At 60.6% G+C, this 13,609-nt stretch carries 12 protein-coding genes; 3 read left to right on the top strand and 9 right to left on the bottom strand.

All coding sequences use genetic code 11. The features are described from left to right. The first annotated feature begins 16 nt into the window (after window positions 1-16). Window positions 17-1,225 (top strand): ABC transporter substrate-binding protein, encoded by a 1,209-nt coding sequence (locus tag ACYQ1P_RS12100; RefSeq protein ID WP_460020607.1) that lies wholly within the window; start codon window positions 17-19, stop codon window positions 1,223-1,225. A 37-nt stretch (window positions 1,226-1,262) separates the two neighbouring features. Here ACYQ1P_RS12100 and ACYQ1P_RS12095 read toward each other — a convergent pair whose 3' ends face one another. From ACYQ1P_RS12095 to ACYQ1P_RS12070, 6 genes are read right to left on the bottom strand one after another with little or no spacing between them, the layout of a single operon-like run. Beyond that, entirely contained in the window at window positions 1,263-2,189 is a 927-nt protein-coding gene (locus tag ACYQ1P_RS12095; protein WP_460020606.1) for a branched-chain amino acid ABC transporter permease, read from the bottom strand. Beyond that, window positions 2,189-3,049 (bottom strand): branched-chain amino acid ABC transporter permease, encoded by an 861-nt coding sequence (locus ACYQ1P_RS12090; protein WP_460020605.1) that lies wholly within the window; start codon window positions 3,047-3,049, stop codon window positions 2,189-2,191. Before ACYQ1P_RS12090 ends, ACYQ1P_RS12095 begins: the two co-directional genes overlap by 1 nt. Before the next feature lie 3 nt (window positions 3,050-3,052). Beyond that, window positions 3,053-3,757 carry an ABC transporter ATP-binding protein gene (locus tag ACYQ1P_RS12085; protein WP_460020604.1) on the bottom strand — a complete coding sequence of 235 codons (705 nt, stop codon included), beginning with the start codon at window positions 3,755-3,757 and terminating at the stop codon, window positions 3,053-3,055. Next, window positions 3,754-4,545 carry an ABC transporter ATP-binding protein gene (locus tag ACYQ1P_RS12080; protein ID WP_460020603.1) on the bottom strand — a complete coding sequence of 264 codons (792 nt, stop codon included), beginning with the start codon at window positions 4,543-4,545 and terminating at the stop codon, window positions 3,754-3,756. The genes ACYQ1P_RS12085 and ACYQ1P_RS12080 overlap by 4 nt, the downstream gene beginning before the upstream one ends. Before the next feature lie 36 nt (window positions 4,546-4,581). Next, entirely contained in the window at window positions 4,582-4,797 is a 216-nt protein-coding gene (locus ACYQ1P_RS12075; RefSeq protein ID WP_460020602.1) for a DUF6898 family protein, read from the bottom strand. Further along, on the bottom strand, window positions 4,797-7,382 hold the full coding sequence (locus ACYQ1P_RS12070; protein WP_460020601.1) for a radical SAM protein: 2,586 nt from the start codon (window positions 7,380-7,382) through the stop codon (window positions 4,797-4,799). Before ACYQ1P_RS12070 ends, ACYQ1P_RS12075 begins: the two co-directional genes overlap by 1 nt. A 175-nt stretch (window positions 7,383-7,557) precedes the next feature. On the opposite strand from ACYQ1P_RS12070, the gene ACYQ1P_RS12065 reads away from it, so the two are divergent. After that, window positions 7,558-8,850: an O-acetylhomoserine aminocarboxypropyltransferase/cysteine synthase family protein gene (locus ACYQ1P_RS12065; RefSeq protein ID WP_460020600.1), complete on the top strand. Its 1,293-nt coding sequence runs from the start codon at window positions 7,558-7,560 to the stop codon at window positions 8,848-8,850. On the opposite strand, the gene ACYQ1P_RS12060 is transcribed toward ACYQ1P_RS12065, so the two are convergent. After that, window positions 8,813-10,444 (bottom strand): diguanylate cyclase, encoded by a 1,632-nt coding sequence (locus ACYQ1P_RS12060; protein WP_460020599.1) that lies wholly within the window; start codon window positions 10,442-10,444, stop codon window positions 8,813-8,815. The genes ACYQ1P_RS12065 and ACYQ1P_RS12060 overlap by 38 nt on opposite strands. Beyond that, on the bottom strand, window positions 10,441-10,836 hold the full coding sequence (locus tag ACYQ1P_RS12055; RefSeq protein WP_460020598.1) for a rhodanese-like domain-containing protein: 396 nt from the start codon (window positions 10,834-10,836) through the stop codon (window positions 10,441-10,443). The genes ACYQ1P_RS12060 and ACYQ1P_RS12055 overlap by 4 nt, the downstream gene beginning before the upstream one ends. A gap of 307 nt (window positions 10,837-11,143) precedes the next feature. Here ACYQ1P_RS12055 and hemB point away from each other — a divergent pair, with 307 nt between their 5' ends. Then, window positions 11,144-12,154 (top strand): porphobilinogen synthase, encoded by a 1,011-nt coding sequence (gene hemB / locus ACYQ1P_RS12050; protein ID WP_460020597.1) that lies wholly within the window; start codon window positions 11,144-11,146, stop codon window positions 12,152-12,154. 86 nt (window positions 12,155-12,240) lie between these two features. Here the strand turns inward: hemB and ACYQ1P_RS12045 are convergent, their stop codons facing one another. After that, window positions 12,241-13,569, bottom strand: coding sequence for a hypothetical protein (locus tag ACYQ1P_RS12045; RefSeq protein ID WP_460020596.1), 1,329 nt, complete (start codon window positions 13,567-13,569; stop codon window positions 12,241-12,243). Window positions 13,570-13,609 lie beyond the last annotated feature (40 nt).

Here is a 13,609-nt window from a genome sequence, read left to right as displayed (position 1 = left end):
ATGGGAGAGATCGAAGATGACAAAAACATCGCGTTATTTGAACCTGCTGTCGGGGGCCGCTGTGGCCCTGATGGCTGGCACCGCACATGCGGACTCGCTGAAGATCGGGGCCTTGATGCCGATGACCGGCGACCTTCAGGCTTATGGCCCTCCCGATTACAATGGTGCCTTGTTAGCGGTTGACGAGATCAACAAGCAAGGTGGCGTCCTGGGCAGTCCTGTAGAAATCATGGTCGGCGACACCCAGACCACGCCGCAGGCGGCCGTCGATACGGCCACCAAGTTGGTCAACCTCGAACATGTGAACGCCATCGTCGGCGCTTTGTCCTCCGGCTCGACCATCCCGGTGGCCCAATCGGTGGCGGCCCCGCAGGGCGTCTTGATGATTTCCCCCGCCTCCACCTCGCCGGAAATCACCGGTCTGGCCGATAATGACTTCCTGTTCCGCACCGTGCCGACCGATGCCATTCAGGGCGTCGCCCTGGCCCAACTGACCCTCGAAAAGGGCATCAAAAGCGTTGGGATGCTTTATCTCAACAATGATTATGGCAAGGGCCTGGCCGATGCCTTCACGGAGGCTTACGGCAAGATCGGTGGCACAGTCACCGCCGTTTCAGGCTATGAGCCGAAACAGCCCTCTTATCGCGGGGAACTGCAAAAGGCGGCCAAGGGGGCCCCGGAAGCGCTGATGCTGGTCGGCTATCCGGAGAATGGCACGACCATCATCCGTCAGGCCCTCGAAGGGGCGATGTTCAACAAGTTCGTCTTCACCGATGGCCTGAAAGCTCCTGAAATCATTGACAACATTGGGGCTGAATACCTGAATGGGTCGTTCGGCACAGCCCCGGAATCCCTCGGCGAGGCGGGCGAGATTGTTCGCGAGGCCTACAAGGCCAAATTCGGCGAACTGCCGCCCAAACCCTATATCGATTCCTCCTATGACGCGGTGATGCTCATCGCCCTGGCCGCCGAAAAGGCCGGGAGCACGGACTCCAAGGCCATCCGCGATGCCCTGCGTTTCGTCGCCAACCCGCCGGGCGCGCCGATCCTGCCCGGTGAATTCGCCAAAGCCGTGGCCCTGCTCAAGAACGGCGAGGACATCGACTATGTGGGGGCCTCTGGTCCGGTCAACTTCGATGCCAACGGCGATGTGGCCGGCACCTACGCCCACTGGGAAATCCAGGATGGCAAGATCGTCACCGTCAAGGTGTTCGAACCCAAGTAGGCTCAAGACGGAGGCCCGGGGCACAGGCTCCGGGCCTCTATTCCCCCGCCTCGCGGCCGAGCTTCGGTTTTTCCTCCGGCAACAGGCCTTCCGGGCGGAACAGCAGGATGACCTGCAAAACCACGCCGATCAGCAACACCCGCAAGGCCCCGGCCTGGGTCACATATTCCACCGGTAACTGCGAGGTGAGGATCTCCGAGGCTGACCACAGGCCCCAGATCACCACTGCCCCCAACACAGCCCCCCGGTTGTTGCCACTGCCCCCGGCGATCAGCATCACCCAGACCAGAAAGGTCCCATAAAGGGGATCGAAGGCCTCGGGGCTGATGAAGCCGAAGAAATGGGCGTAGAGCGCCCCACCGACGCCCATGATTGCCGATCCGACGACGAAGGTTTCCAGCCGGAATCGGGCCACATCCTTCCCCGCCGCCAGGGTGGCATTCTCATTCTCGCGGATGGCCCGCAGCACCCGCCCCCAGGGGGAGCGCCGCGCCCGCTCGATCAAGCCATAGACGACGACCACAAAGACCAGTACCAGCGCCAGAAAGGCCCATTCCCCCTCAACCGGACGCGGAATGCCGGGAATGCCACGCACCCCGTTGCTCAACCAGTCCTCGTTCTTCAGGCCATGGCGAATGATCTCGGCGATGCCGATGGTGGCGATGGCAAGGTAATCGGTGCGCAGGCGAGCCGTCACCAGCCCGATCAACAGCGCCACGATCCCCGACACCCCCATGGCCGCCACGACCCCGACCAGAAACGGCAGATCAAAGCCGCCCAGATGGGATTCCGTGGGCAGGGTGGTGACAATGGCCCCCGTATAGGCCCCAACGGCGAAAAATCCGGCGATGCCGATGTTGAACTGGCCGGTAAACCCCCATTGCAGGTTCAAGGCCAGGGCCAGGATGGCGTAAATCCCGGCCATACTCAGGAAAAACACGAAATAACTGAACAAACCTTCCATCAGGCGCGCCTCCCGAACAGACCCTGAGGCCGCACGATCAACATCACCACCATGATGGCGAAAGCCACCGCAGGTTTGTAGGTGGGGTTTAGAAACAGGGTCGAAACTTCCATGGCAATGCCGATCACCATGCCCCCGGCGATGGCCCCATAGGGTTTACCGATGCCGCCGAGGATCGCCGCGGCAAAAATCGGCAGCAACACCCCCCAGCCCATCACCGGATGCAGGCGGGTGTCCAGACCCAGAAACACCCCCGCCGCCGCCGCCATGGCCCCGCCCATGATCCAGGTCCAGACGATCACCCGTTCGGCCGGAATCCCGCTGATAAGTGCCAAATCCATGTTGTCGCTCATGGCCCGCATGGCCTTGCCCATCTTGCTGCGGCTGAGGAACAGGTGCATTCCGACAACCAGCCCCACCGCGCCCAACACGATCCACAGATGATCGGGCTTGAGGATCACATCGCCGACCCGGTAGGGCATCTGGATACCCGTCCGATAGACCAGAATATCCGGCCCCCAGATCAACTGAATCAGGCTGCGCAGGATCAAGGCCACACCGAACGAGGAAATCAGCAGAATCACCGGCGCGGTGCGGCGTAACCGGCGGTACAGCAATTGGTCCAGGGCCACCGCCAACAGCGCCGTTGCCGCCATGGCCAGCGGCAGAGCCAACCACACAGACAACCCCAGACCAACAAACAGCAGCCCCAGATAGGCCCCCGAGGTCATCAGGTCGCCATGGGCGAAGTTGGCGAACTTGAGAATGCCGAAGATCATCGACACGCCGATGGCCCCCAGGGTCAGGATGCTGCCCAGGACAATCCCGTAGACCAGCAATTGCAGGAGTTCCATCAACATCCCTCAGCTCCCTAAGAACATCTCGGCCACCTCGCGGTTGGCCAACAGGTTGGGGCCGGTATCTTCGAAACGCTTTTTGCCCAATGACAGCACGAAACCGCGATGGGCAATGGCGAGGGCCTGGCGGGCGTTCTGTTCAACCATCAAAATGGTGATTCCCAGCTTGTTGACGGCCAGAATCTGCTCGAACGTATGGTCGATAAATTTGGGCGACAGCCCGGCCGTCGGTTCGTCAAGCATCAGCAGACGGGGTTCCATCATCAAGGCCCGTCCCATGGCCACCATCTGTCGCTCACCGCCGGACATCAACCCGGCTTCCTGGTCTTGCCGCTCGGCCAGACGCGGAAAAAGATCGAATACCTTTTGCATCTGGGGTCGGAAGTCGTCGGTGCGCGGGAAGGCCCCCATTTCCAGATTCTCGCGCACGGTCAGGCTGGGAAACACGTTGTATTCCTGCGGTACATAGGACACGCCGCGCTGGACCATCTTCTGCGGCGGCTGGTTGGCGATATCCACGCCCTCCAACAAAATGCGGCCCTCACGCAGCTTGACCAAGCCAAAAATCGCCTTCATCAGGGTCGATTTCCCGGCCCCATTGGCCCCAACGATAACGGCGATTTCCCCCTGCTCCACCGCGATATCAGTGCCATTGAGAATATCAAGGCCGCCGTACCCCCCATAGATGCCCAGGGTCTCCAGAAAGCTCATCCCCGGGCCTCCGCGTCCGAGCCACCGCCCAGATAGGCTTCCAGCACCCTCGGGTCATGGCGCACAAGCTCCATAGGTCCTTCCATCAGCACCGACCCATGGGCCATCACCACCACCGGATCGCACAGCCGGGCAATGACATCCATGTCATGCTCGATAATGCAGAAGGTATAGCCGCGCTCCGTGTTGAGCCTTTGGATGAACTCGCAGAGCTTGCCCAACAAGGTGCGGTTGACCCCGGCCCCCGGCTCGTCCAGCAGCACCACCCGCGGGTTGGTCATCATGGTACGGCCCAATTCAAGCAGCTTTTTCTGCCCCCCAGACAGGTTCCCGGCAAGCTCATGTGCCACATGAGAAAGCTGCAAGAACTCAACGACATCTTCAGCTTTTTCTCGGACCTTGCGCTCTTCATCATGGACCTTTCCGGGACGAAACCACGCCGAAAGCAAGTTTTCCCCCGACTGTCCTTCAGGCACCACCATCAAATTTTCCAGCAGACTCATGCGCGGATATTCCTGCGGGATCTGGAAGGTCCGCACCAACCCTTTGTGGAACAACCGGTGCGGCGACAGGCCAGTGACATCCTCCCCATCAAGCAGGATACGGCCCCGGTCGGGCCGGGTGAAACCGGCAATGATATTGAACAGGGTCGTTTTGCCCGCCCCATTGGGGCCGATCAGGCCGGTAATCCGTCCCTTGGCGATGCGAAACGAACACTCATTAACCGCCTGGATACCGGCAAAACGTTTGGAAATATTCTCAATGGCAATCAAATTTCGGGTCCTCAAGTCTGACCCCGAACTTTAGCCTCTGACACTTTAGAATCAAAGGGGTTTGCCACGAGCCTCCTGTTTCTTGCGCAGCACCATCATCAGCTTGCGCCGTGCCACTTCGATCAACTCTTCCTTGGATCGCTTGGGGTCGCCCACAATGCAAACCTCTACGTTGGTCAGCGGATCAATGGCACTGACCTTGACGTAGCGCCCCACATGATAAAATTCGATCAGAATCTCGGGAAATCGACGCCCGCCGCCAGACATCAGAAGCGCCAAACCGGATAGAGGGGAGCCTGCCCGTCATCGCGCGACGATCCAGCCTGTTTGTGCAGGACCCGCCAGACCGCATTGGGATCGGGCACCACCTTGGACGGACGGACCGCCCGCCCGTCCTGATCCGCATAGCTGACGATGATATGATCGCGCGGGGTGCCGAAGAACCGCCCTTGGACACAGAACCGATCCAGATACTCGCGGCGCAGAAAATCCGCCCAGGGTGCGGTCAGCGCCGCGTCGATCCCCTCCGAGGTCTCGTAGCGCAAGGCCCGGCTGTTGCACAGGGAGCGCATCTGCAACACCCGGGAGACGCCAAAATTCCAGTGCTGGTCACAGGTCGGCGTGCCCCGCTTCATGATGTAATGGCCGGCCAGGACCATATCCACCTGATCCTTGTGGTCATACAGGAAGTCGAGGGTATCCTTCAGCTCCGCCTCGGTTTCGGTGGGAAAGCCGACGATCATGAACAGGTGATTGCGGATTCCGGCGGCACTCGCAAATTTTAATGTATCAGATGAGCTTTGTACTGTATTTCCCTTGTCCATAAGAGAAAGAACGCGGTCGTTTCCCGACTCAAGCCCCCAATAGATGCTCCGACATCCGGCCTCGTACATGAGCTCGAGAATGTCCGGCGTGAAGTCGGGAGTCGGCTTGGCCAAGGCGTAAAAGCGCAGGTCCAGCCCCCGGGCCAGGATTTCCTCGCAGATCTTCTTGAAGCGTCGGGCCGAGATCATCTCGTCAACGAAACTGAACAGACGCCCGCCGGTGGCCTGCATCTGATATTGCAGTTCATCGACCACCCGGGGAATGCTCTGGGTCTTGTAGGTCCCGGCGTAACTGGCAAAATGGTCGCAGAAGGTGCAGCGCCGCCAATAGCAGCCACGCGAACTGATCACCGGAATGACCGGCTCCGGATTGAAATAGCGATCGGCTCCGATGTCGGAATAATCCGCATAGGGCAGTTCGTCGTGCTTGATGTTAAGCTGGTTCTCGCGCACTTCGAAGCGCCCGGTCGCTCCATCCTGATAGGCCAGACCGTCGATCTCGGCCATATTGCCCTTGCCCCGCAAGGCATCGAGCAGTCGCGGCAACGGCCCCTCTCCCTCGTTGAGCACCAGATAATCCACATAGTCCTGGGCCAGAAATCCGGGCAGGTCCGCCTTGTTGAAAAAGCCGCCGCCGAAGATCAGCGTGATTTCCGGACGCAGCCGTTTGAGCGCCCGGGCCAGCAGGGCAGTCGCTGGATATTGCTCGGTGAACATCACCGACAGACCAACCACCGACGGACGATGCGCGAGAATGCGGGCCGCCATCCAATCAATGAACCAGGGAGTCGCGCCGTTGGTCGCCAGCACCTGCCGACACCGCGCCCCATAGGCTTCCTGAACCACCGCCCGATAGCGAGTGAAGACCTCGGCCAGCCGTTCGTGCGACGCCGGATCATGAAACGCCGCGCCGCCCACCCGAAAGACCGTGGCGGCTTGCAGGAAATCCGCCGAGTCTTTGAATCCCAGCGCCGTACCCTCCTCGACCGCCAGCCCGTCGAGGATCAAATCGTACCAATCCAGATTCAAGTCCATGCAGGTCACATGGAAATCCGTGCACTTTTCCACCTGCGCCTTGAGAAAACCCAAGCCCAGAGGCAAATTGGGAAAGGTAAACGGGCAACTGACCAGAATCATTTGATGGGAGTCCAGGTCCGAGGCGGCCGGAACCTTGCTCTCCAGGGCACCCGCCCCCGCTCGGGGCAGAAAATCCACATGCGCCCCCAGGAAGCGCGGGTCCGCCTCTCCCATTTGCCGATACAGACGCCGCGCTTCGGCGAACCGTCCCAGGGCCTGCAAGGTATTGACCCGGGCAAATCCGGCCTCGGCCGGGGCATGACCGCAGGCCCGCGCCTTGTCATAAGCCGCCAGAGCCCCTGCGCCGTCGCGCCGGTCATGGCGTATGTGGCCGATCATCATCCAGGCCTCGCCGGTCGCCGCGACTTTCAGGCTGGCCTCCAGGGCCTCCAGGGCCGCCGTATCCTGTCCCGCATGGCGATAAACCCGCGCCGCCAGCAGATACGCGCGCACTTTGCCGGGATTGTCCTGGCGCGCCTGTTCGGCCACCGCGATGGCCTCCGTCAGCCGACCTTCGTCCAGCAGCACCATCACCAGGGCCGTCGCCCCGTCAAGGTCCGTCGGCTCCAACCGCATGGCCCGCCGGGCCAGCTCTTCCGCCTCTTCCGGACGGCCCTGACGGTTGAGGTCCTGGGCCAGCCGGGAAAGCAGCGTCGGGGCCTCAGGGATCACCTCCAGAGCCTGCCGCAACGCCTTTTCCGCCAGAATGTAATCGGTTTCCTTTTCCATCAGTTGGGCGATGGCCAACAGACAGCGCACCTGGTCCCGCGCGTCGCCGGGCTTTTCATCCAAACCGGGTTGTCCGGCGCGCAGCAAGTCCCAGGCCATCCGTATCGAGGCGCTGGCATCCCCAGTCCGCCACAGGGCGGCCAACTGCTCGACACTGCTTCCAGCCTTCTTGGAAGCGGCCTGTGCCTTGCGCTCCGCCCGTCGCCGTTCCGCCCTGTTCACGATTCGAGACTCCTCACATGTCCATCATGCCAAGCTAGCACTGACAAGGCTTCGGGAAAACCATCCCGCAGGTCATTTTCCGTATTCAATTTGGGCAATCCTTGACTTTCACTCTACAGATTGGGATTTTGATCCACCATCACAAGAAACGACGGCCAGGGGAGGTCTACAAGGCATGTCCAGAAACTCCAAGAATCCGGAAACCATTGTTCTGCACGGCGGTTACCGCAACGATCCAGAAACCGGTGCAGTGGCCGTGCCGATATATCAGACGACCTCATATCAATTCCGAAGTGCGGAACATGCGGCCAATCTGTTTGCCCTCAAGGAATTGGGCAACATTTACACCCGCATCATGAATCCGACCAACGATGCCCTGGAAATGCGCCTGGCCGCCCTCGAAGGCGGCGTCGCCGGAGTGGCCACCGCGTCGGGCCAGTCGGCGGCCACCTTCTGCATCCTCAATCTGTGCGAATCCGGCGATAATTTCGTCAGCTCCACCGACCTTTACGGGGGCACCTGGAACCTGTTCGCCAATACCCTGACCGCCATGGGCATTGAGTGCCGCTTCGTCGATCCCTCGGACCCGGAGAATTTCCGCCGCGCCGTCGACAGCCGCACCCGCTGTTTTTTCGCCGAGACCCTGCCGAATCCGAAATTGCAGGTGTTCCCCATCCGCGAAGTGGCGGACATCGGCAAGCAGTTGGGCATCCCGCTGATCGTCGACAATACGGCGGCCCCGATCATCTGCCGCCCGCTGGACCATGGGGCAGCGGTGGTGATGTATTCCACCACCAAATATATCGGCGGCCACGGCACCTCCATCGGCGGCATGATCATCGACGGCGGCACCTTCGATTGGGAAGCCAGCGGTGACCGGCTACCGACCCTCAATCATCCCGACCCCAGCTACCACGGCGCCGTCTGGACCGAAGCCGTGAAGCCCCTCGGCCCCATCGCTTTTGCCATCCGTGCCCGGGTGGTTCTGCTGCGCGATCTGGGATCGGCCATGAGCCCGTTCAATGCCTTCCAGTTCATTCAAGGGCTGGAGACCCTGCCCCTGCGCATGCGCGCCCACTGCGCCAACACCCAGGCCGTGGCGGATTTCCTCAAAGATCATCCGAAGGTCGCCAAGGTCATCCACCCCAGCCAGCAAGAGGGCGAAATGCGTCGTCGGGCCGATACCTACATGCAAGGGGGTTATGGCGGATTGCTCGGCTTCGAACTAAAGGGCGGCCTTGAGGCGGGCAGCAAGTTCATCGATTCCCTGGAGATGTTCTATCATGTGGCCAATATCGGCGATGCGCGCAGCCTCGCGATCCATCCGGCCAGCACCACCCATTCCCAGTTGACCGATGACGAAAAGACCGCCGCCGGGGTCTCGCAGGGCTATGTGCGGCTGTCCGTCGGCATCGAGCATATCGACGACATCATCGCCGATTTGACACAGGCACTGGATCAGGTTTGATCCGAGGGGTCAGTAGCGCCATGCGCGACTGGCCGTCGGTGCCGACCCAGCGGTCCCGCCCCTGGGATTTGGCCGCATAGAGATTCTCGTCGGCCAGTTCGATGAGGCAGGAACTGTCCAGTCCCTCCAGAGGCACGCAGGTCGCCACGCCGAGGCTGAGGGAGACCGTCTTGCCGACCACAGTGGAGACATGCGGCAGGGCGCGCCTGCGCAAGGCCGTGGCAATGCGCTGCGCCACCTCCAGGGCACCGTCCAGAACCGTATGCGGCATGACGACGATGAATTCCTCGCCACCGTAGCGGGCCACGAAATCGGTGCCCCGTGGCACCGCATCACGGATCACCTCGGCGACGGCACGCAGGCAGTCATCACCGGCCTGATGACCATAAGTGTCGTTGTAATTTTTGAAGCAATCAATATCCATCAAAATCACGCCGATCGACTCCTGAGTGCGCTTTGCACGCTGCCATTCGGCCTCCAGGAAAGCATTGAGCGCCCGGCGGTTGGGCAGTCGGGTCAACTCATCGGTCTTGGACAGGCGGTTGAGGGCCATGTTCTGCTGCCGGACCAGATCAATCAGATGATTGAAATCGCGGGCCAACTCGTTGAACTCCCGGACCCCCCGGGTGGGCACCGGATCGTCGTGCAACGTCTCCTCGTGGCGGCGGATTTCCCGGCGTAGATTCTCCAGCGGACCGATCAGAAAGCGGTTCAATAGCAACAGCACCAGGGCCAATACGGACAGGTTGACCAATGTGCCCAAAATCAGAGTGTTGACCTGAAAGTTACGGATATCCGCCAGATAGGCGGCATTGTCCACATAGACGGTGACATCATAGGCTGGTTGCCCCCCCTCGGACATCAGCCGATAGCGCGACTTGAGGACTCCTTCCTCCCCCAGCAAGGAGGGGCCGCTGTCATGGACCGTCTCACCGCTCACCACGTTAACGATGCGCACCGGCTGTCGGATAATCTCCTCCAACCGGGGCAGGTTATGGGAAGGATTGGCGACGATCTCCAAATATCCCTCCGGGGTCAGGCCGCCCACCGGCAGGATCACCGAATAAAAGGGGCCGCCAGCGGAAACCCAAACGCCCCCGTAGGCGCGCAGTTTCGCCACCCCCTGCCGCTTGGCCGCGCCTTCCAAGACGGCATTGCTGGTCGCCTCCAAGGGCATAGGATCGACAGTCATCGGCCCCTCGGTGCGGCCCTGGGCCAGCAGACTCCAGTCCGGTCGATAGGTGCGCAGCCCCTCCAGGGCAATGGTCGTGGCATTGACGTAACCGCTACGGAAGGGATCGCTCAAAGCGGACTCAAGCGGCTCCGGGTTTCCGGCCAGTGCCGCTTCGAAGCCCTTGATGAATTCCGGGCGGGAAATCAGCGTGTTGCCAAAGATCAATATGGCCTTGTGCAGATCGTGAAGCGCCGCATCTGTGGAAACGTTGGCAATTTCCCGCAAAAACGATTCCGCGTTACTGAGCGTCGACTCCTGATAATTGCGTTGCAGAACGTAGGTGAAGGCGAACGTCGCGACAAACAGCCCCATCAGGCAGAGCACGATCAGGGTCCGGGTGGAAAGGGATTCGATTCTCATGGTTCGGCGTAGGACACGGGGAATTCCTGCCCCGCCCATTCGGTCCATCCTCCACGGAACCAGTAGATTCTGTGATACCCCCAGGACAGCGCCAGAGAACTGGCCTGGCTGCTCCGCAGACAACGTGGCCCATTGCAATAAAACAAGATCGGGGTCGTCGGATCGGGAGCCACGGCAGCCAGGGACTCCCGGGTCATGTCCGAATCAAGCAGACTGACGGCTCCGGGGATATGTCCTTTCACAAACTCCTCGCGACGCCGGGAGTCGACGATCACCAAACCGGGCATGGACTGGATCAGCAGGACAGCCTGTTCCGCCGAGACCGTCTCGGCCCCTGGCACCTGCTCCGGGGCCACCGGCTTGTCGGCCAGGACCACACAAGGAAAAAGCAAAAAGAAAAACCAAACGGCGAGACTTCGCCGCAAAACACACCTCATATTCTCCCCTCCTCTCTTTTTATATTATAAAAATATAAAGTGGGATTCTCATTGGTGTCCCAGAGGATTATTTATTTTTTTAGAAGAACATTATAAGCCATACAAAACAAGGCTTTCAACATACATTTGAAAAACAGATACACTATAATTTACACTTTATATGAGGGCATCTTGACATGTTCCTTTAACAGGGGAATTTCGTCCTTCCAAATCCTCGCCTCCACGCTATGCTTCGGCCCACACTATCGAGAGGAGACACAACATGACCGGCAACGCGAGCCTGGGCCTGGGGAGCTATCCCTGGACCCGCCTGCGGCGCAACCGCAAGCAGGACTGGAGCCGTCGCATGGTCCGCGAGACCACGCTGACCCCCGACGACCTGATCTGGCCGGTGTTCGTCATCGAGGGCGACAATGCGCGCCAGCCGGTGGCCTCCATGCCCGGGGTCGATCGGCTGTCGATCAATCTACTAGTAGAGGAAGTCGGGAGGGCGGCGGATTTGGGGATTCCGGCCGTCGCCTTGTTCCCCTATACAGACCCCGACCTGAAAACCCCCGATGCCCAGGAAGCCTACAACCCGGAGAATCTGGTCTGTCGCGCCGTACGGGCGCTGAAGGCGGCACATCCGCACATGGGCGTCATCTGCGATGTGGCCTTGGACCCCTACAATTCCAACGGTCACGACGGACTGGTTCAAGACGGCATCATCCTCAATGACGAGACCAACGAGGCGCTGTGCCTACAAGCGGTGGCGCAGGCCGAGGCAGGCTGCGACATCAACGCCCCCTCGGACATGATGGACGGGCGCATCGGTGAAATCCGTCAGGCCCTCGACACCGCCGGACATCAGCAGGTGCAGATCCTCTCCTACGCCGCCAAGTACGCCTCCGCCTTTTACGGCCCCTTCCGCGACGCGGTGGGTTCCGGCGGGGCCCTCAAGGGCGACAAGAAGACCTACCAGATGGACCCGGCCAATACCGACGAGGCGCTGCGTGAAGTCGCCCTGGACATCGCCGAAGGGGCCGACATGCTGATGGTCAAGCCGGGTCTGCCCTATTTGGACATTATCCGCCGCATCAAGGAGACCTTCGGCATGCCGACCTTCGCCTACAACGTGTCCGGCGAATATGCCATGCTCAAGGCCGCCGCCGCTAACGGCTGGCTCGATCACGACGCGGCGCTGATGGAAACCCTGATTTCCTTCAAGCGCGCCGGTGCTGACGGGATCTTCACCTACGCGGCCCGGGAGGCGGCTCGGTTGTTGCGGGGATAAGCCCGACGCTCTCTCGGTTCTCACGCCAAAAAAAGCCCCGCGACACATCCGCCGCGGGGCTTTTCCGTTATGGGGCAGAGGCCACCCTACTTCTTGGTCGGCAGCGTCTGCAATTTCGCCAGCACGTCCTTGACGATGGTCGGCGGCATGGAAGCCTGCCAGGCGGGCATGTAATCGCCAGGATGACCATGGAACATGCGATGCAGCACCTTCCAGGGGTTCTCGCCAGCAACCCGGCCCAGTGGCGGCATGGTGCGAATGGCGCGTCCATCCTCCCCGTGGCAGGTGGCGCACAGAGTCAGGAAGTATTCCGGACTGGTGTCCTTATCGCCCTTGGCCCTTTTGGTCGCCGGATCAATGTACTCGTTCACCTCAACCTGACCCTGGCTGATGAAGTTGGCCAGATCCATCATATCTTTGTATTTGAGGTAGCGATCCATACCATGAGTCTGGTCCTCAAGGATCTTGACGATGGTCAGCGGATGCGCCCCGGCCATGTTACGGATGCCGCGGAAACCCGCCGTGCCCTTGTAGTCCCAGCCGTGACACTCGATGCAACGCCAGGAGTTGCTGCCCACGTCCACCTTCTTGTCCTTGGGATAGAGCGGATGGGGGTCCTCCGGATAGCGCCGGTCCACCGAGGCGGCCCAGTCGTCATACAGCTTGCCGCCCCGGGAAATGGAGGCCAGGCGGTCCCTGGAGGGCAGGGTCTGAGAATAGGCCAGCACCCCCAGAATGGTCTGGATATTGAAGGCCCGCAGGGCCGGCATGTCATCACCCGGGTGACCATTCAGCATTTTGTGCAAAGCCTGCCAGGGATCGGCCCGGGACACATCGCCAATGGGCGGAATGGTTTCCATCATCCGGCCGTCCGCCCCGTGGCAATTGACGCAAATGGTCGAGAAATAAACTGACGTCATTTGAGGTTCGGCTTTGGCGCGACGGCTCACCGGGTCGATCACCGAATCCACATCGGTCTGCCCGGACTGGACGAACGTCGCCAAATCGAGCAGTTCCTGATTATTCAACAGATCGCCATACCCATGCTTGGGATCGGAGAGAATCTCCACGATCTCACCGATGGGCGCCCCCTTCTTGCCGACGATGCCTTTGGCTCCGGTGAAATCGGGGCCAGTATGAAACACCCCGTCCACGCCCTTGTAATCCCAGCCATGACAGGTCACGCACCGCCAGGTCTGCCAGGGTTGCTTGGAATACTGACCTTCTTTGGGATAGAGCGGATGCAGGTCGCTGGGCTTGCGGGCCGCGGTCTCACGCATCCAATCGTCATAGAGGCGACCACCGGAGGCCACCGAGGCCACCAGATTGTCCTCATGGGTTTCGGAGACCTCCCGGGCTTCGGCGTGCGCTCCCCAAAGAGCCCCCGCCATGAGGAGGGCGGCAGCGGCAACCATCCCTCCAAATTTGTAACGACAAAACATATCTCGGCCTTTC

The organism is Magnetospira thiophila (assembly GCF_054657015.1).
The sequence above is the reverse complement of the archived record's forward strand: the minus strand, read 5'-3'. Positions and strand labels throughout refer to the sequence as shown.

Excerpts from the sequence above, each read along its gene's own strand:
- ACYQ1P_RS12095 (WP_460020606.1), bottom strand. The coding sequence starts at position 2,189 with ATGGAAGGTTTGTTCAGTTATTTCGTGTTTTTCCTGAGTATGGCCGGG.
- hemB (WP_460020597.1), top strand. The coding sequence starts at position 11,144 with ATGACCGGCAACGCGAGCCTGGGCCTGGGGAGCTATCCCTGGACCCGC.
- ACYQ1P_RS12065 (WP_460020600.1), top strand. The coding sequence starts at position 7,558 with ATGTCCAGAAACTCCAAGAATCCGGAAACCATTGTTCTGCACGGCGGT.
- ACYQ1P_RS12085 (WP_460020604.1), bottom strand. The coding sequence starts at position 3,757 with ATGAGCTTTCTGGAGACCCTGGGCATCTATGGGGGGTACGGCGGCCTT.
- ACYQ1P_RS12060 (WP_460020599.1), bottom strand. The coding sequence starts at position 10,444 with ATGAGAATCGAATCCCTTTCCACCCGGACCCTGATCGTGCTCTGCCTG.
- ACYQ1P_RS12045 (WP_460020596.1), bottom strand. The coding sequence starts at position 13,569 with ATGGTTGCCGCTGCCGCCCTCCTCATGGCGGGGGCTCTTTGGGGAGCG.
- ACYQ1P_RS12075 (WP_460020602.1), bottom strand. The coding sequence starts at position 4,797 with ATGTCTGGCGGCGGGCGTCGATTTCCCGAGATTCTGATCGAATTTTAT.
- ACYQ1P_RS12090 (WP_460020605.1), bottom strand. The coding sequence starts at position 3,049 with ATGTTGATGGAACTCCTGCAATTGCTGGTCTACGGGATTGTCCTGGGC.
- ACYQ1P_RS12100 (WP_460020607.1), top strand. The coding sequence starts at position 17 with ATGACAAAAACATCGCGTTATTTGAACCTGCTGTCGGGGGCCGCTGTG.